General features: G+C 44.9%; 11 protein-coding genes. 4 read left to right on the plus strand and 7 right to left on the minus strand.

What is annotated here, in order from left to right; all coding sequences use genetic code 11:
* The first annotated feature begins 1 nt into the window (after position 1).
* Positions 2 to 913 carry a LysR family transcriptional regulator gene (locus L865_RS0100430; protein WP_028771417.1) on the plus strand — a complete coding sequence of 304 codons (912 nt, stop codon included), beginning with the start codon at positions 2 to 4 and terminating at the stop codon, positions 911 to 913.
* Between the two features lie 32 nt (positions 914 to 945).
* Here the strand turns inward: L865_RS0100430 and L865_RS22750 are convergent, their stop codons facing one another.
* The 3 genes from L865_RS22750 to L865_RS0100445 all read right to left on the minus strand — a co-directional run bounded on the left by L865_RS22750 (position 946) and on the right by L865_RS0100445 (position 6,894).
* On the minus strand, positions 946 to 2,061 hold the full coding sequence (locus L865_RS22750; protein WP_051484345.1) for a DUF1254 domain-containing protein: 1,116 nt from the start codon (positions 2,059 to 2,061) through the stop codon (positions 946 to 948).
* A gap of 233 nt (positions 2,062 to 2,294) precedes the next feature.
* On the minus strand, positions 2,295 to 3,851 hold the full coding sequence (locus tag L865_RS0100440; RefSeq protein WP_028771418.1) for an ammonia-forming cytochrome c nitrite reductase subunit c552: 1,557 nt from the start codon (positions 3,849 to 3,851) through the stop codon (positions 2,295 to 2,297).
* 766 nt (positions 3,852 to 4,617) lie between these two features.
* The gene (locus tag L865_RS0100445; RefSeq protein WP_028771419.1) at positions 4,618 to 6,894 is read right to left on the minus strand and encodes a carboxypeptidase-like regulatory domain-containing protein; all 2,277 of its coding nucleotides are present in this window, start codon (positions 6,892 to 6,894) and stop codon (positions 4,618 to 4,620) included.
* Positions 6,895 to 7,431: 537 nt separating this feature from the next.
* Between L865_RS0100445 and L865_RS25370 the strand changes: the two genes are divergently transcribed.
* Entirely contained in the window at positions 7,432 to 7,605 is a 174-nt protein-coding gene (locus L865_RS25370) for a hypothetical protein (RefSeq protein ID WP_157577368.1), read from the plus strand.
* A gap of 191 nt (positions 7,606 to 7,796) precedes the next feature.
* Positions 7,797 to 9,329, plus strand: a complete 1,533-nt coding sequence (locus L865_RS0100460; RefSeq protein WP_028771420.1) for a response regulator — start codon at positions 7,797 to 7,799, stop codon at positions 9,327 to 9,329.
* Positions 9,330 to 9,332: 3 nt separating this feature from the next.
* Here L865_RS0100460 and L865_RS0100465 read toward each other — a convergent pair whose 3' ends face one another.
* From L865_RS0100465 to L865_RS0100480, 4 genes are all read right to left on the minus strand, one after another.
* The gene (locus tag L865_RS0100465) at positions 9,333 to 10,421 is read right to left on the minus strand and encodes a response regulator (protein ID WP_028771421.1); all 1,089 of its coding nucleotides are present in this window, start codon (positions 10,419 to 10,421) and stop codon (positions 9,333 to 9,335) included.
* A gap of 45 nt (positions 10,422 to 10,466) precedes the next feature.
* Positions 10,467 to 16,340 carry a response regulator gene (locus L865_RS24435; RefSeq protein WP_051484347.1) on the minus strand — a complete coding sequence of 1,958 codons (5,874 nt, stop codon included), beginning with the start codon at positions 16,338 to 16,340 and terminating at the stop codon, positions 10,467 to 10,469.
* 204 nt (positions 16,341 to 16,544) lie between these two features.
* A complete protein-coding gene (locus tag L865_RS0100475; protein WP_028771422.1) occupies positions 16,545 to 16,937 on the minus strand; it encodes a ribosome recycling factor family protein in 393 nt (130 codons plus the stop codon).
* 40 nt (positions 16,938 to 16,977) lie between these two features.
* On the minus strand, positions 16,978 to 17,853 hold the full coding sequence (locus L865_RS0100480; protein WP_028771423.1) for a LysR family transcriptional regulator: 876 nt from the start codon (positions 17,851 to 17,853) through the stop codon (positions 16,978 to 16,980).
* Positions 17,854 to 18,073: 220 nt separating this feature from the next.
* On the opposite strand from L865_RS0100480, the gene L865_RS0100485 reads away from it, so the two are divergent.
* The gene (locus L865_RS0100485) at positions 18,074 to 19,138 is read left to right on the plus strand and encodes a linear amide C-N hydrolase (protein ID WP_028771424.1); all 1,065 of its coding nucleotides are present in this window, start codon (positions 18,074 to 18,076) and stop codon (positions 19,136 to 19,138) included.
* Positions 19,139 to 19,140 lie beyond the last annotated feature (2 nt).

The raw sequence follows: 19,140 nt of genomic DNA on the forward strand, positions 1-19,140 counted from the left end.
ATTGAAAAACCGTGTCGATCTAAATTTATATCGATTTATGATTTGTCTGGTTAAGCTGAAAACCTTAAGTAAAACTTGTCATGAACTCGATATCAGCCGCGCAACGTTTAATCGCCACCTAGCCAGTTGCCGTGAGCTATTTAATAACGAACTATTTGTCGTCACCAACGGCAGCTATACGCCGACCTTGTTGATGACGCAACTTGCACAGTACATTGATGAGCCTTTATCTGTACTAGAACAAAGCCATCATGCTGCCAAACTGTTTACCAATGAGCACCGTGATATTGAATGCACCATCAATATCATTAGCCCATTAAGCAGTGCACTTACCCTGCCACTGGTCAGCGAGTTATCAACCCAAGATCAGCATTGCCGTTTAACTTTTGTCGATTGGTCGCTTAACGGTGTCGAGCAGCCAGAAGTTGGCGCGTTGGCAATAGGTATCGCCGGATACCCCAACCAGTTCAGTGAACATTTAGTTGAAAGAAAAATCACCACCGTTCCGCTGTATGTGTACCTACCTGAAACTCATCAACTTAACGTGGCAAGCCATATCAATATTTTTGACATGGTCGACTATCAAATGGTGCGAATTTCGCTTGGTGCACATGACGGCAGTGCTTACTTCGAGCAAGTGCGTAAACAAACCGGATGTGATCTGCAGCAAAAGCTTACCGTATCGACGATTAACTCAGCATTAGCCTGTGTGCTAGCCCATCAATATTTGTTTGTTTGCACCAAAATTGCCGACCAAGATATCCCTGCGGGTATTACCGCTAAACCGCTTTATGCCAATGCTAACCCTCTTACATATGATGTTGGCATTCATCATCACCGCTTGGTGTATCAACACCCACTAATTAAAACGATAGAGAAAGTCATCATTCAAAGCTTACAAAAAAGCGAGTAAGGCTTAGCCTTACTCGCCGTTAGCACAGAATGCTAGTGAGGTAGTGCAACCCCTTTAGCGTAATCAACAATCTCCGCTTCGCTGACGGGCTTATACATGCGTAAAATCCCTGTCCAATTCGGTTCAACATCAATGTTGTTTATCGCATTGTCACCGCAGTTGAAGTGCACCGTATAACTGCCATCTGTATTGGCTTCAAGTTCGCCCTGGCGGCTAGATAGCGCAAAGTTATCTGTATGCACGTAGGCATCTTCCCCGTAGGTGGTAATTGAGAAGAAACCATTATCTTGCAATGGTGGCGCATCAAAGTTCATTTTTTGGCACTGGCCATCTCGGTTTTCTGCTAGCAACACCTTGTAGTAAGCATGCTCACTGGGCAAGCCACCAAAGCCCATTGCCGTAAGCCCACGGGCATGAAACTGGGTAATTTGGCGTGGTTCGACGTTTTGTGCCGCCACAATAGGTTTACCTTCTGGGGCGCCCATCGCTTTGGTGAAGTCCAGTGACAATACGTCGTTTTCTAAGCTTAAACGTACCTGCTCACGTTGGTATTGATTGAACCCTTTTGCTTGATACAGGGTCGCCGAGCTGGCATCAGCCTTTATCAAGTCCTGTTTGCGGTTACCTTCAGCAATGGCTGCCGCCGTATCTGAAGCCACCTGCGTTCTAGCCACAACCCACACATGTTGACCATGGCTCAGCATATCTGGCGTGATAGTGATTTGGTTCTTGCCATGCTGGGCATACAAAACCGCCACTGTGCGGTGATTCTCATCAATCACTTGCAGCGACTGATAGCTGTCTAGGACAGGTAAGGTAAATGTCAATCCACCTTGAGTATCCCAAATTGACTTTGAGTACAAGGTATCACGGTTCTGCCTTACCACAGTTTGTGTATCCATAGTGAGCAAAACGCGATCGTGAGTGAAGTGGTTTATGCCTGATTTTTGTTGCTGCTCAAAGAAGTACTTATCTGACTCAGCAGCAATGAAATTGTCTTTAGTGACCGCAATGTCTCCACCAAACTGTAACTGTACAGCAGTTGGTTGACCTTTCTTTGGTAGGTGGTCGCCTAGCTCGTGGGCGATTACAGGTTGAACAAACAAACTAGTCGCGATAATGGTAGCGATAAGAGTCATGTTTTTCATGGTGATATCCTCAATGTGTCAATCTAAAAGTGAGCTTATTAGCTAAGCGATTGAGTACAGGATAAAGCAGCCAAACAGACATTTCTGACAAACTACAGACTCATAAATGAGCCTGATATTAATTCAAATAAGATTGCTTGATTAATTCTGGCAGCAACATAAAAAGTGCCAGTCAACTGAGTTGGCTGGCACTTTTACATGGAGGTGGGATGTTGGGTAATGCTATAGAGTGACTATTTCAGGTCGGCAGGCCACTCCTTCTCTACGCGTTGCTCGATGAAGTTTTGCTTAGACTTTTCCATACCTTCTAGGTTAAGACCAGCTAACGGTTGCAGTTTAGCTTTGGTATCGTATTTACTCGCATCATACTTATAGTTAGGTGCGTATTTCGCCAGTAATGCGTCGGCTTCTTTTAACGCCGCATCAAGGATAGTGTTAGATTTCTCGAGCAAGCGAATCGCTTCAGCTGGGTTATGAGCGTGAATACCATGTGAAGCGGTTGCACTGTCCCAGAACCACTGCGCATTACGCACCTTAACCAGCAGGCTATTCATCTCATTTGCCAATGGTGTTTTCGCTTTAAGCGCAGCTTCATAGTTTGCTTTTGCTTGAGCAATATTCTTACCAGCGTCTAAACCTTTAACACCGTTAGCAGACCAAATAGCTTGGGCTTTAAAGTGAACTTCAGTAAGACGAGGATCGGTACCATTTGGCTCGAATCTTAGTTTATTGATCTCAGCTTTACGCTCGCTCAAAATCTCTTTGAAATCGCCGGCATCATGGCAACCAATACAGGTTTTCGGTAGCTGCTCAGCTTCAAATGTGACTTTGTGATTCGAATACTTCGCCCCTTTGTCATTCTTTGCCTTTGGCATATGACAAGTGGTGCAGCTAAATTTCATGTGGCTGTCCATTTCGTGGGAAGTGCGATCTAGCATGTTCTCAAATTCAGGATGCTGTGCTTTCAACATCGGTGCACCTGAAATAGCGTTGGTCCAGTCATTAAACTTAATTAAGTCGTAATAGGCTAACTGCGCTTCGGCGGCGAAACCTTGATAAAGCCCGTCATTACCTTTGTAACCGACAATCTGTTTGTAGTCTGTATTAACACCTGGAACCCAATGATCCCATGGGAAGCGAACTTTCTTGCTGTCTTTAACGTCAAAGTAATACTCGACGTGACACTGAGCACAGGTTTGGCTGGCTTGCATGTCAGCATCCTGCTTATCGAAGTCTAGACCTATGGCTTTCATGGCTCGCTCTGTATAAGGACGGCTTAAGCGCAGTTCTTCACTGCCAAGCTCATGGCAATCAGCACAACCTATGGTGTTAGACATCTCATGGCCCCAAGTAGACCAACTGTTATCAGAGAAATTAGCTTCGCCGACTTTGTCGTACATGCGCGCAACGTCTGGGGTTTTACAAGACCAGCAACTTGCCGGCATTGCTTCGCCCACTACCTCGCCATGGGCAACTGTAGGATGACCCGTTCTCAGTGTTTCAATAATATCTGTCAATGCGAAGTGGTGGCCACGAGCACGGTTGTAATCCTTAGCAAAGCCATAACCAGCCCATGCTGATACTAAGTTAGGATTGGCTTCAAGTAGATCGTCAGGTTTGCCTGATGCAGGGTTACTTTGCTCTGTTTCTGCCCAAGTTTCATATTGCGATGGGTAACTTGATTTCCAGTTGTCACTATTATAAAGATCAACTTCTTTATCTTTAGCAACCGCATTGCCGGTAAATATAGCGGATACAATGATTGCAGCGGTAAGTTTATTTAACTTCATACATCACTCCTCGATGGGATTTGTTTTTATATTTAGCAACTATTCAATTTGATCACTAAAACTTTAAAAAGCCGCTTTAAAGTAATTAAATTAATATCACAGCCACTAACCCAACTCAGAAAAATACCTAACCAGTGTGATCCAACCCTAACCGCAACAAGCAAGTTTGCTGCCGATCATAAAAGTAAAATAAACACCTACCCCCTTAGGGGTAAATTATTGGTTGTTTAACGATTAGTTTATCAACCTCTCATATAACCATAGGGAATATTAACTTGTAGATATAGTATTACCAAATTTGGCAGGCATTAAACTAATGGATATAAAGCCTTCAAAATAAGCACCTTATACTAAATTACCCAAATAAGAACCAAGGCTAATTTACAGCCCACTAATTCAGTAATCAATTAAAAATCGTTTAAATATTAAACGTATTTATTTGAAGTAAATCACATCTTTCAAACATCTAAAAAAACAAAAACTTTATTGTTAAATTTAGAAAAAACACAAATATTAAATCAACCTTAAATCAAAATTAAGAAGCACTTAATAAATTAACAAATTAAATTCTCAGAGAGAAATTAAAACAAATAAAAATAAACCACAGAAAATAAAACCATGAAAAAAAATCAATAATAAATCGCAACAAAGACATGAAAACCAACCATAACTAAATTAAATCAACACCAATAAAAAACCCCCAAACGAATTTGAGGGCTTGATGATAATCTGTAGACTGAAATGCTATAGCCTACACAGTGATGTGTTAGTCACGAACAACACCTTGGTAGTCTGCTTTATCTCGCTCGCGCTCTATATTCATGCGTGCAGGAATGTAAGTCTTAAACCCTGGCTCACCGCCATACCAAAGCTCTGCATCCCGCTCTTCACGTTCAATCACATAAAACACCCGTTCGCCGTCGATGACGGTATCGGTAATCGGGTACCAATAACGCTTTGCAAAATCAAAGCGATTAATGACCACAGAATTGGCATTCTCAATAAAGCTCACTGGCGGTTGTGATACAAACGCTAAACTACTTTCACCGTTGCTATCAGGCTCGCTCCATTGTGTTGCAAAGGTATTGCTAACATCGATACTAGAAAATGCCCAGCCCCATAGCCTTGATGGGATCACTAGGCCGCTAGATTCTATCGAACCGGGTATCCAAGTATTGACCTCGCCAGCCCAAAACCTTGTCGATTCGCCAGGTAATAAGTAATTTGTGTCTAAACTAAAACTGTTATCAGCTCTAACCCAAATGTCATAACTTGCAAATCGCTCATCTCCGTTCTCGAAACTTGAAAATACCCCAAACTCCAACGCATTTTGATCGAGTATCTGACTAGTCTGTACCATCCCGTTTGCATAAGCGATCACTAACCGGCCATCACCATCAACCGACCAGGTCGCACTCACACCAGATATCTCCCCCTCTGTTACATTGTCAGCTGCAAAAGTAATTAATTCAGCATAAGCCGATTCAGGAAAAACAAAGTCATCATAAGTACGTGGACCTTCAGAGTAATGATATACCCCTCCCCAATCACCCTGTACACAAGTCGAACCATCGCTGCACTGTGCATCAAACGCTATCGGCGTGATATCTAAGCTAGAACGAAATGTCTCATTTTCATTGCCGATGATTAACTTTGGAGCAGCAATAGTGAGTACGCTACCGTCGGCCAAAGTGATCGGTGCCGTTACTAACGTACTGCGAACCTCCACTGAAACAACATCAACCAAGTTGCCATCTACAACGCGTGTATATGCGCGTTGGGTAGTGGTGCGCTGGGTGAAGAAATTATCATCTACCCCTCCACCGGCATAAAAAGCGGCAATTTCTTGCGGGTCATCTGTCACATATTCAATTTCTGCAACCAGTTCTTCGATAGTATCAGGTGCACTGTAAATCACTTCAATTCGGCCATTATTCAACTGCCAGTTAAATGCCTGGTTTAACGGTTGGCCTGACGGCGCATTGAAGCTAAGAGCACTGCCACTGCCATTAACACTATCAAATTCTAGCGCTGAACCTGACCGAGCGATATACCCCGGCGTTGTCACTGCAATGGCATAATAGAGAGAAGGTATGTCTTCAGCATCAAAGCCGGCAACAAGATCGCTATCAGATAAAATATCTTCAACTGCGGCATTGAGGTCCTCTGCTGGGGTTGCGGCAATATAAGCATCAACGGCTGCTTCATCACTGACTAAGTCCAACACACTATCGTAACCATCAGGCAAGCTATAGTCAGGGTTATCGACAATGAGTTTAATCACAGCCGCGAGCTCAAATAGCTCTGTGGCATCTACGGCAGTCTCAGCGGTTGCCAATTCTTCTGCTGTGGTCGGCGCAGCACCGCCATTTGCCTCAACAACAAGCGCATAACTGGCTGTTGTGACATTGGTGACGTTTACCGGATCGGGGTCTGATAATACCCGGGAGAAGCTCCCCACCATATTAACAAAGTTAATTTCATCACCAGTTGCTTCGTTGATCGCTGACGATTCAATCACCAATAGCTCTTGCAAATTTGCGCTAACGATATCTAAGCTGTATGCCCCATTTACGTCAGCGGTAGTGGTGTAAGTTTGTCCACCAATAGTGACACTCACGCTTGCGTAAGGAATAGGTTCATCGGTAATTAGCCCGGTCAATGTTGTCGTATAGCCGCCACATAACTCTGGGGCATTCGTGACAGACTCATACACAATGTCGTTTAACTCTCCTTCGATAACGACACCAACCTCACAGGGTATGTAGGCGAGATCTGCTTGCTTTATCCGTGCGCGAAAAGCACGTTTTGCATAGGTACTCGCTAGCACGGTAGTCGGATTAGCCGCATCAACGATTTCAACAAGTTTATTTTCACGACGAGAGTTAGGCATGCCGGGTTCTCGTTCTATACTGCCTCGAACTGACAGTACTTGACTGTTTTGCTGATATTTTGCGTATTTAATTTGGGCTGATTCAGCCATTGTGTTGGGGGTGGTGAAAGCCGCTATCAGACCTAGCGACGTTAATATTTTATACTGCATCTCTATCTTCCCTAATTTCCAAATTGTTTTTATTGCGTCACCCATTGCAGGCAAACGCTAAGCTCCTGTTGAGTACCAACGATTAACTAAAGGTCATTGGCATGCGCATAAAGCTAGTACAATCCGTCCATTTGGCTAGTTTATAACAGGGAAAATCAGCCATTTGGTCTACAAAACTGATAGCAAAGAAGAATCTAACAGCACTGATATCTCGCTGTCGGTTATAGCTAATACCCTAGGGCCTTAGCGCATAAACTAAGTACAGCAACACTCAATTGAGTTACTTTCTAATCCGCCCCAAGTGAAAACCAAGATAACCCTGCGCAGCATTGACAGCGCTGTCATATTAGCTGTAGGTTAACTAGTCGGTAGATAAAGGAGTACTACCGAAAATACTAGGCTACTCAAGCCTAAGCTTGAAAATCATAATAAATAAAGGAATATAGAATGAAAAAATCTTCAATGGTCGCCACCTGTATACTTAGCGCTTCAATGTTATTTGCAGGATTAGCCTCTGCCGGCGACTAGTGGCGCACAGTGTCAGTGACATTGTCGCAAAGTGTACCTGCCGATCACAATCAGCTCTGTGCCAATGCTGAAAACCAGTTGCGCGCACAATACTCTGATGTCACTACCGTGCAACACCGTATTAGTTTCGATCAATACGGTGGCCGTTTGTATTGCACTGCACTAGGTCAATCAAAGCAGTAAGTTGTCATCTTTAGCAGGGAGTCATTTTTAGCAATGACTCCCTGATTTACTTGGCATTACAGCGTAGAGTGTTAGCGCATCTTATTTTCAAATCTGATTGATTTGTTAATTAGCAATCAAATGTCACTCAGGTGATTTATTTCAGTAAGCAAGCTAGTATGGTTGAGGCTGCAATCTCAAGGAGTGTATCGATGCCGCATTTCAACCTTTCCAATAAGTATTCTGATCTGACTGCGCTGGTTGTCGATGACTTTCCAGCTATGCTAAAAACTGTTGGCAGCATGCTGACTGCTATCGGCTTTAAACATGTCTTTAAAGCGGCTAATGGTAAAGAAGCACTATTGATATTGGCTGAAGAGCAAGTTGACCTCATCGTTTCAGACTGGAACATGCCAAAAATGAATGGTGTGGAGTTGCTCAAGGCAGTAAGAATGAGTGACTTGGGCTACCAACACATTCCTTTTATGATGCTCACTGCCAACGTCAATCAAGACGATGTGAGACAAGCAATTGATTTGGGCGTGTCTGAATACCTAATAAAGCCCTTCAATCAAAATACCTTAAAAGACAAAATTGCCACTGCCCTGATTACACCAGTAAGAACCCAAGTCAGCAGCATTGCTTCGACGGCAAGTGAACCCACACCCGCTAAGCAAATCTCAAAATCGACTCTGCTGATTGTTGATGACAACCCCAACAATGTCACGGTGTTAACTGAATTATTGAAAAATGACTACCGACTTAAAGCCAGTTTATCGGGACAAAAAGCACTTGATATTTGTCAGCAAGAGCCCAAGCCAGATTTGATCTTACTGGATATCATGATGCCAGATATGGACGGATTAGCAGTATGTAGTCAGCTAAAATCTGATCCACTCACTGAGCATATTCCAATCATATTTATCTCGGCTTTATCCCAGGACCAAGATGTGATTAAAGGACTCTCTTTGGGGGCTGTGGATTACATTACCAAGCCGATATCACCCGAGATCACCAAAGCGCGAATTGCGACACATATCCGCTTAGTTGAGCAGCGAAAAGCAATGAGTCAGCAGCTTGATACATTAGTTGAAAATGCCCGGCTCAAAGCCGATATTGAGCGCATCATACACCATGATTTAAAAGGCCCGTTATCTACCATTATGGCCGCCACTGAAATGCTAGAAGCTAAACAGCTAGATTGTGAAAATGAGATTGATATTTTGCATAGTTCCAGTGCCGCTATGCAGCAAATGATTGATAATCACATGCTGCTCTACAAGTTAGAAAATGACAGTTATCAAACGGATCTATCAATATTAAATGCATTTAAAGCCGTTAATGAAGTGCTGTATGGACTTAAGCAAAAGAGCAAAGAGCGTCAGGTGTTTTTGTCGTCGAAAGTACCGGCAGACTTAGCATTCCATGGCAATCCGGTATTAAGCCGCAATATGCTTTATAACTTACTGATCAATGCCATTGAGGCAGCGCCAACAAACAGTAAAGTGCAGATAGCCACTACAGCGTCGGCTGAGTCAATCACCATTCACATCCATAACGATGGTGCCGTACCCGCTGATATTCGCCCAGTATTTTTTGATAAATTTGTCACAGCAGGCAAGGCTAATGGGACCGGCATAGGTACCTACTCAGCTAAACTATCGGCTAAGGCGCAAGGCGGGGATATTGAGTTTGTCAGTGGTGACAACGGCACCACTCTCAGCGTAACTTTACAGCGGGCTTAATAGTTACTGATCAACAAACTGTTGGGCAATAGCATTAAACTCATCTGTTATTTCACTAAAGGCATCCACCATCTTAGGGTCGAAATGGCTGCCTTTGCCCTCTAAGATAATTTGCACCGCTTTTTCGTGGGTGAATGCCGGCTTATAAACCCGTTTACTAATCAAGGCATCATAAACATCGGCAATCGCCATTAACCGCGCCGACAAAGGGATTTGCTCAGCAACAAGCCCCTCTGGATAACCAGAGCCATCCCATTTCTCTTGGTGAGAATAGGCGATTTCTTTGGCAAAAACGAGAAAGTTATCAGCGGCGTCCATGGTTTTTTCAGCGGCAATAATGGCATCACGACCATAGGTCGTGTGCTTTTTCATTATCTCAAACTCTTCCTCTGTCAGTTTGCCCGGTTTCAGTAAAATACTGTCGGCAATACCCACTTTACCAATATCATGCAATGGCGCAGATTTATAAAGCGCAGTGATCACCTCAGGAGTTAACACTGTGGCGAATTCACTCTGTTCAGCGAGTTTTTTTGCGAGTGCCTTAACATAATGCTGGGTTCGGCGAATATGGTTGCCGGTTTCCGGATCGCGAGACTCTGCCAGTGCTCCCATGGCCACCATAGCCACATCTTGTAGTTCCGCTAGCTGCTTTGTTCGCTCTATCACTCGCTCTTCTAGCAACTCGTTTTGACGCTCCATCAAGTCCCGAGAAGCCTTGAGTAACAAATGATTCTTCACCCGCTCTTTTAGTATCGCTGGGCTAATGGGCTTAGTAATATAATCGACGGCACCTAATGCAAGCCCCTTGGTTTCATCTTCCTCTTGGACTTTGGCGGTAAGGAAAATAACCGGTATATCTTTGGTCTCTGGCTGTGATTTAAGGATGCGGCAAACCTCATAGCCATCCATTTCCGGCATCATCACATCCAGGAGAATCAGGTCCGGCTTTCTTTTGTCGATGATCTTAAGTGCCATTTTGCCACTGAGTGCAGCCTGAATAAGGTAGTCGTCAGCCAATACCCCTTTGACGACTTCAATGTTTGTCGCGGTATCATCAACCGTCAACACTGTGGCTTTATTGGTATCTATCATGACCTATTCCTCAAGTTAAAACGGATACTCATCGCACTATGATACTTATTCATCTAATGTCCCTATTAAACTGTTGAGCAGCTGCTCACCAGCATCAAAATCAAACTCGCTAACCTTAGCCAGTAGCTTAGTTAATGCTTGCTCCACCTCATCGCTCAATGGCTGTTCTAGCAGCAACTCCACAGAATCTGACACGGTTGAGTCAAAGTTATCAATCTGCTGCGCGATCAAATTGAGCTGAGAGAGTAATTCAGTATGACTCAGCATAGCTTGTGGTGTCGATGAAGCGCGTGGTTGCTCCGGTGAGAATTGATGACTGATCTGCTCAACAAATGGCGCAACCAAGGTTTCTGCACGATCGAAATCGTATTCTGCCAGCGCGGCTAATAATGCTTGCCCCGAGCTTAAATCGGCAACCCCAGAGAGCTGTTCTAACACAATCTCAAGTTGATCGACCGTAGTACTATCGAGCATGGCAATTTGCTCACTAATCTGCTCACAATGCTTTAGAAAATCAGCCAAGCTAATATTCACAGTCCCTTGCGGGTTATCAGCCTGCGTTAAGGCAGTGTCAATGGTTGTTACCATCTGCGCAATTTTGCCACGGCAGTTCTCTAGCATGGGCGACAACAGCTCAATATCAACCGCTTGTTGTTGCTGCTTGTACTCAGTCAATTGCAGTTCTATCTGCTCTGCACTCTCAACAACAAACATAGCACCGACATTGGCGGCAACCCCTTTCACGGTATGGATTGCAATGATCGCCGTAGCTAAATCCTCTTGCTCAATAGCCCGAGAAACTCTGTCGATGACATCAGCTTCAGATGCGGCAACTTTGGCCAACGTGCGTCGATAAGCTTTTTGATTGCCTCCCATACGAGCCAACGCCGCTTCGGTATCAAATTCCGGTAATAGCAACGCTGCCTCAAGCTGCTCATCGGCTGGCTCTACCGTCAGTACTTGACCAGTCGGTCCCACCCATCGGGCAAGCGTCTTATACACTTCTTGCGGGTTAATCGGTTTAGGGATGTGATCGTTCATGCCAGCTTCAATGCACTTTTCCCTATCGCCGCTCATCGCGTTTGCAGTCATTGCAATAATCGGCAGCGCCTGTTTATCACTAAGCTTGCGGATCTGCCGTGTCGCTTCATAGCCATCCATCACCGGCATTTGAATGTCCATTAATATCGCATCACATTCATTGCTAGCGACCCAATCGACTGCTTGCTGCCCATTGGATGCGACAGAAACCTGCAATCCGGCCATATTAAGCAGCTCCATGGCAATCTCTTGGTTGATATCATTGTCTTCCACCAGCAGGATATGCGCGCCGACAATCTCTTGAGCGGCGGAAACATTTAACTTACCTTGCGCATTCTTAGGCTGAATAACACTGCTGCGGCCCATCACCGCCATTACCGTATCAAATAATGTCGACGCGCTCACCGGCTTGGTGAGTGCACTATCTAGCTGGACATCACCCGCTCTTTTAAGCATATCATCACGATCATACGCGGTGACTATGACCAATTTGGGTAACACTGATAGCGACAAGGATTGCTGAACGGTACGGCATAGCTCGACGCCATCCATCTGCGGCATTTTCCAGTCAGCTAATAGTAGCTGATAGGGCGTGCCCTGCTCGTCAGCTTGTTGTAGCTTGGCTATCGCTGCCTGGCCAGACTCCGCCACATCAGCTTTAAAGCCTAAGCTCTGCGATAAAGTATGTAAAATTTCTCTAGCTGCGACGCTGTCATCCACAATCAAAATGGGCAAATTAAGTAAACTCTTAGCCGACGCAGGGCGTATAGTCGGTACGGCATCAGATACTGCAAACTTGGCAGTGAAGTAGAAGCGGCTGCCAACGCCAGATTCACTTTCAACCCAGATCTTGCCGGCCATCATCTCGGTGAGGGTTTTACAGATGGTCAACCCCAACCCAGTACCGCCATACTTACGTGTGGTTGACGCATCCGCCTGACTGAATGACTGAAACAAACGCTTTTGTTGCTCAGGAGTCATGCCGATGCCGCTATCCTCAACGCAAAACTCAACCATGACTGAGTCGCTGTCTTGGTCGAGCAACTTAGCGCGTACAATAATTTCGCCCTGCTCGGTAAACTTGATAGAGTTATTGGTTAGGTTAATGAGCACTTGGCCAAGGCGTAACGGGTCGCCCTCTAAATTTGTCGGAAGTTGCGGGTCAATATCAATCAGTAATTCCAAACCTTTTTGCTGGCTCTTATGCGAGATGAGCTCAACCAAACTATCGAAGCTTTCATTGAGGTTAAACTGGGTCACCTCTAACGACAACTTACCTGCCTCGATTTTAGAAAAGTCGAGAATATCGTTGATAATACCTAGTAGTGACTCAGCCGAGTTCTGAATTTTGTTAACGTAATCAGCTTGTTTACGATTAAGATTAGTTTGCTGGGTCAGATAACTCATGCCAATAATGGCATTCATTGGCGTGCGAATTTCATGGCTCATATTGGCTAAAAAGTCACTTTTCGCCTTAGTTGCCTCATCGGCAGTTCTAACCGCTTCTTCTAACTGACGGGCGTTTTCTTTCTCACTGGTAATGTCGATAAAGTTACCCACTAAACCTGCTGGGTTGTCTTGGCTGTCTTTAAAGCCCGTTACCCAATATAAAGTGTCATGCATTTTTCCGTCAGCAAACGGAATCTGCATCTCTTTCTTAATTGTAGTTTGATTAGCAATAACCTCGGTGTCTTCAGCCTGATATAACTCTCGGTCCTGCTCACTTAGGTAGGTCAAGTCAGTGACTTTCAGGCCAATCAGATCTTCAGCTTTCACGTTAAATGTCTGCTCATAGGCTTTGTTAAAGCCTAAGTATCGCCCTTCAGCATTTTTGTAAAACAGCGGAATAGGCACCGTATCAATCAACAACTGCTGCAACTTCATCTGTTCAGCAAGAGAGCGCTTTGCAGCTTCGGCTTTTTCCATCGCAATCTTTAATGCTTCTTCAGCCTCTTTACGCTCTGTCGTATCGCGAACAATGCCAGTGAACATCGGTACTTTATCGATTATCGCCTCACCCACTGCGACTTCGATTGTAATTTCTGTACCGTCTTTCTTAATCCCGGTTAGCTCATAAGTTGACTGTTCTTCATCGCCTTTAGCCTGATCTTCAAGGTAATGGATATGAAAAGCGGGCGAAATTAATTGACTGATATTCCCCTGCGTCACTTCGTTCGCGCTATAGCCAAAAATGCTCTCTGCCGCAGGGCTAAATTCTTCAATGATTCCCTGTTCATTAACAACAATGATGCCGTCAGATGCGTTATCAATAATGGTACGGGTTCGTTGCATACTGACTTGCAGCGCATCGGTTCGGGCCGCCACTAACTCTTCAAGTTTCAGCTGCGAACGAGTTAATGCCCGCGTCGCGCGGGTGCCCACTCTTAAAGTAAATAAGGTACTGCCTAACAGTAATGCTAGGGAGATTAACAATGTCGCCCAGACGGTATTTTTAAATACGGTAATTAACGAAAATGACTCAATGGCATCTAATTCTGCTGCCAAGCCCATATTGAGTTTCTCATCCCAAAGCCAGCTGCCGACCACTTTGACACCCCGGTAATCATTGTAACCCTCAATATTTTGACCAGACGCTTGGTTAGCAATACTGGCCGCCATCTCAGTCAACGGCCAGTTAGCATCAGCAGAGACTTTAGCACCACTATTAATGAGGTTGGTGCCTGGGTTAGCGACACGAATATTCAGTGAGGCTTGCTGGTTTTCACCAATTAAGCCAACCTCCCTAAGCTGTGGCTCAAAGCGGACATTAGATAACAACAAACCGGTTTTATCTACGGCGTAGGTTTCACCACTATGGCCGATGAAACCAGCCGAAAGTATCGATGAAAACACACCGTTAAAGTTGACTCGCTTAGTGAGGATTGCGATCACTTGATTGTCTGCATTAACCACTGGGGCGGCAAAAAACATCGTAGACGGCATATCATCAACACCGCTAGCGCTTGCAGAGAACATCACATCTGAGCGGATAGGCGGAATAAACACACTCTCGCCACGCAACACTTGTGCAAGTAATTCAGGCCTTTGCTGCGCTATCAAGTTGAGACTGCCAATATTGGAATCTCGGCGCGATGACAAACTGATGCTATCTGGGGCGATAACAAAAAAACCAAATGAGCCGGACTCCCCTTCACGGTCTCGAAAGAACTTACGCACTTGCGATTGGATTGGCGCTTCTTTTAACGACGCCGTATTTCGTGGAACAACCAATAGTTGCTCAACTAAACCGGCAAGTTGTTTGTTCTTACCCACCTGTTGCAGGTGGTTCAATTCATACTCTACCCAATACAGCAGGCGCTGGTGCGTCGAGTTAAGCAGAGTTTGTAAATTGTACTCCACCTCGCTGCGATGTTTTTGCTCTGCACCATCGATGATCATCGCAATAACACTGAGTAAAACTACAGATAAAAAGGTCAAGCCGATAAATATGGTGCGCTTAAAGCTTGCCGAACCAAACTTGCTTACCAACTCTTTATCAGATGCTTTGAGAATTCTGGAACTGACCAAAGTGGCTAAGATTAATAGGCCAACCACCGCCAAAATAATGGTATATAGAGAATCAATTAACTTGGGCTCGTTGCTGCTAACCTCTGCTTGATTAGACTCTAGCCAATCATTACGGGTAAGCATCAAGTCTCTGAGTTTTAACGAATCTAGCGCTTTTTGAACAATAGAGTGGAGTAAAGGGTGTTGATTGTGGCTCAGCAGGTGGACAGAAGTCGGTGGAAACACATCTTGGTTAATTGCGCGCAGCTTGTTGGGTTGATTCCGTTGATTCATGGTGTGCTGTATCGCTAACTGCGAATCAAGTAAACCATCTACTTCGCCAGCCAGAACTCTATCTATTGAATCGTCCATTCCGGTAGTTTCAACAATAGTAATATCGGGATATAACACCCGTAATTTATCGATAGAGGTATAACCTTGCGGAACGGCTATCTTGGCCTTAGCCATATCAGCAAGGCTATTAAGCTGATCATTGGTATTGCTGACATGGAACAACTCGCGCACCAAAAAATAGGGCGTAGTAAACTTGCCGTAAGCTTTGCGCTCTTCTTCCATATAGGCATCTGGAAGTAAATCAATTTTTCCTTGCTTGAACGCCGCGAGATTGTCGTCCCAATCACCTTCAACAATCTCTATTTGTAATCCCGTTGCTAAGACAATTTTATTGACAATAGCACCAGCTAGCCCACCAATTGTGCCATCTTCATGCATAAATAACATTGGCGGCCAATGATCAATACCGACACGAATGCGGTTGTCACTGATCCATTGCTGCTCTTCGGGTGTCAGTGAGATCAGTGTGTCGACTGCCATTGAGCTGTCAGGCTGAGCTGTGGCGCGTAACTTTAGGTTGTCGGCATAACTCATCAGCTGGGTTAAATAATCGCTCTTAAGCTGATGATATTCATCGCTGTTTATGATTTCCATGGCAAGCTTACGATCGCCACTATCGATGGCAGTAAGGGTTTTTAGCTCTAGTTCGACTAAGCGCTGGTTGGTTAGCTCAAGCAAAGCTATCAGCTGATTGTCATTTGCGTGTTGCCTAGCCAACAACCGGTTAATTAACTCGGCCAGTTTAGGTTCATATTCGTTGTAGCGATTTAACCATTTCTCATCACCTGAAAACGCATAACTTAGCACTGAAGAGGTAAGGATTTCGTCTAAGTACTTCAGTTCAGTGGTGAGCTGATTAACTTCAGCCACACTTAACTGCTGTTGGTAGGCTTGCGGGGCAGTAGGGACTTGCGCATGACTGGTGAACGACATTGTCGTCAACAACAATAAAAAAAACGATAGATAACGACGAATTACTTTGCCGCTAAAGCCAGCCTTAATCCTAACTGTAGACATGGCCTCAGCCCCTTAATTCATCCGATGAAATACGCAAGTAATCTGCATAAAGAATTTACACAATACACTGACATTAAACAAGTTTAGAACAGGTACATTTATAAACAATCCTGAGCCACTGTGCTGTTGCTACCAAGGTGGCATTATGGCAAGAAAATCACAATCAGGCCGACTAACCCACGCCTGTCCAAACTAGAACTTATACTAGAACTCGGCTTTAAATCTCGCGGTTCTGGCCTCTATAAGCGTACAGTTAGTCGCGTGCATTAGCTCTGCAAGGGTAATATTCGGACTTGCCGCTATCACCCGTGCAAGCTTATCTTCGAGTGACTCTAACTTATCAAGGTTAAGCTGCAGCTCAGCCTCTATCTTAGCAATCAAATAACGCCACTCATCAATTGGCAAAGTCTTCAGGTGCAGCATAAATGATTGAACATGCTCGGCTTGCCCCACCAGCTGCCAATTGCGTGAACGGCGCACTCGTTTCAGATTGCAACCATAGTTCACAACCAGGCTTTTTACCTGCTTGACTCGTTCGCCCCCCAAGCGGTGGATTAATGAGGGTAAAGCCACAACAATGTTAGTGTCGGTACTCATTTATCTCGTTTCAGTTAATTGTTGATCAACACAGACCAAGTTATTTAGCGGGTAATGCCTGAACACCGTCGATGACAAATTGCATCGCGGGATTAATAATGCGATTAGATTGCCAGATAAGATCGCTATTCCAGCGCGCAAAGACTTCATTCGTGGCCATCAGATACTTGACCTCCCCCGCATCAGCCGCGCTTTGGCAAACAAAGCGCGGTAAATGGCCCCACCCAGTGCCAGCCTTAATCAAATTCAGTAACTGGGGCGCATTGTTACATTGCAGCACGCGATGGCTGATAATATCACTGTCTCGCATACCCACGTCTTCTAAAAACGTTAGGGATAACTGCAGTTTATCTAACAATGCCCGAGGCAAATGCTGTGACTCAATCTGCCAGCTAACTGGAATAACTCGCACCACTTCAAAAGAATAACCATTGCTGGTCATCAAATCTGCACCAGTCGACAGCGTAGAAAACAACAAGCCTATGTCAGCTTTACCCGATAACACCCAACCTTTAACTTGCAGTGTATCGCCATTGAGCACTTTCAAAGACAGGAAGGGAAAAGCCAGCAGTAGCTCAGCCAGTAACTCATCCAGTGCCGGTTCCACTAAACTCATATCAATCGCAATGGTTAATTTATCTGGTACGCCTTGCAGTAAGCTATCAACTTTAGCATCGAATAAACTCGATTCCTTCAACATCGCTTGCGCATAGGTGTAGAGTTGCAGCCCCTGCTCTGTCACCTGTAAAGAACGCGGCAGCCGAGTAAATAATGTTAAGCCGGTATCGATCTCTAATGTGTTAATTTGCTCACGCAATGTCGATACATGCTTGCCAATGCTGCGCGCAGCCTGAGCCACGCCGCCTTGTTCAACAACGGCCACAAAGGCATGTAATTGCTCTAATGATACAGCCACTTCCTTGCTCCATTTCTTTAGAAATAACCGGGTACCCATAACAAGACGCCAATAGATTCACGCACTCGTATATGGATTGCTAGCATACACGTTAAGAGGGGTTTTACCTAGTCTCAGCCACTTTGAGAATAGAGTTTTAGCGTCATAATGCAACCAACAAAGCAAAACCAACAACTCAGCTATTTTGCTTTATTCATATCATTATCGACGAGGTCTTATTATGAAAAACGCTAACTTGAAGAAAATCTCCGCACTAGTTATTGCCCTCGCTTCAGTCGCTGGACTATCACAGGCTCAAGCATGTTCTCGTATCACCTTAGATACTCCGCACGGGGTTTCTACAGTGCGTTCACTAGACTGGGGGACACAGTTAGGCAATATCAGTCAGGTGAATCCTGTCGGTATCGAACGCAGCACGCAGGCACCTAGCTATAAGCGCGCAATGCAGTGGACCACCAAATACCATTCCATTGCTCAAATGGAATGGGATGTGTTTCACGGCGTCGCATCTGATGCGATTAACTCACAGGGCTTAGGCACTTCATTATTGTACATGGCTGACTCAGCCCCCTACATTAAGGACTATAAAGACAATGGCGCCCCGGCCGTCAGCTTCCTTGACTTAGTCTCATACATCAATGAAACCTATGCCAATGTCGACGAAGTCGTCAACGCCTTTGAGGCCAACGAGTTCCAAGTGGCCTGGGCCGACGGATTACACGGCGTACAACATGGTTTGCATTTCTCTGTACATGACAGGTCTGGCGACATTGCACTGTTCCAGCTAAATGAAGGTGGCAAAGTCGTCGTGCATCGTGGCGATGTACAATCAGATATGCGTGTGATGGCTAATGCGCCTTTGCAACAACACCACCGCGAATATGTTAATCAGGTCGACTTGAACAATTTAGAAGCCAAGTCAGTACCTTCGTCAATCTCATCGCTAGACAGAAACTTACGCGGCCTGTTCAATACCAGTCACGTTAAATTTGATGGCAACAAAAGTTGGGCGCAAACTCGTGGCAAGCTGCTAAGCACCTATAATGCAGGTAACTTGGTACCGCAAGACCTGATTGACCCAGTCAATGGCGAAACGTATGCCACTTGGACTCAGTTTGTTTACAACCATCAAAATGGTGACTTCTTGCTGACCGATTATGATACTCGCATGCAAATTGGCTATAACTTTAATGACACCTTGTCATTTACCGAAACACGCTGCGCCAATACGCTTGAACAAGCTAACGCAGGCGAAACACAGGTCACTTGGGGGACTTGTAAGTAAGG

The organism is Shewanella waksmanii ATCC BAA-643, assembly GCF_000518805.1.
Taxonomy (GTDB): Bacteria; Pseudomonadota; Gammaproteobacteria; order Enterobacterales; family Shewanellaceae; genus Shewanella; species Shewanella waksmanii.

Excerpts from the sequence above, each read along its gene's own strand:
- L865_RS22750 (WP_051484345.1), bottom strand. The coding sequence starts at position 2,061 with ATGAAAAACATGACTCTTATCGCTACCATTATCGCGACTAGTTTGTTT.
- L865_RS0100440 (WP_028771418.1), bottom strand. The coding sequence starts at position 3,851 with ATGAAGTTAAATAAACTTACCGCTGCAATCATTGTATCCGCTATATTT.
- L865_RS0100445 (WP_028771419.1), bottom strand. The coding sequence starts at position 6,894 with ATGCAGTATAAAATATTAACGTCGCTAGGTCTGATAGCGGCTTTCACC.
- L865_RS0100460 (WP_028771420.1), top strand. The coding sequence starts at position 7,797 with ATGCCGCATTTCAACCTTTCCAATAAGTATTCTGATCTGACTGCGCTG.
- L865_RS0100465 (WP_028771421.1), bottom strand. The coding sequence starts at position 10,421 with ATGATAGATACCAATAAAGCCACAGTGTTGACGGTTGATGATACCGCG.
- L865_RS24435 (WP_051484347.1), bottom strand. The coding sequence starts at position 16,340 with ATGTCTACAGTTAGGATTAAGGCTGGCTTTAGCGGCAAAGTAATTCGT.
- L865_RS0100475 (WP_028771422.1), bottom strand. The coding sequence starts at position 16,937 with ATGAGTACCGACACTAACATTGTTGTGGCTTTACCCTCATTAATCCAC.
- L865_RS0100485 (WP_028771424.1), top strand. The coding sequence starts at position 18,074 with ATGAAAAACGCTAACTTGAAGAAAATCTCCGCACTAGTTATTGCCCTC.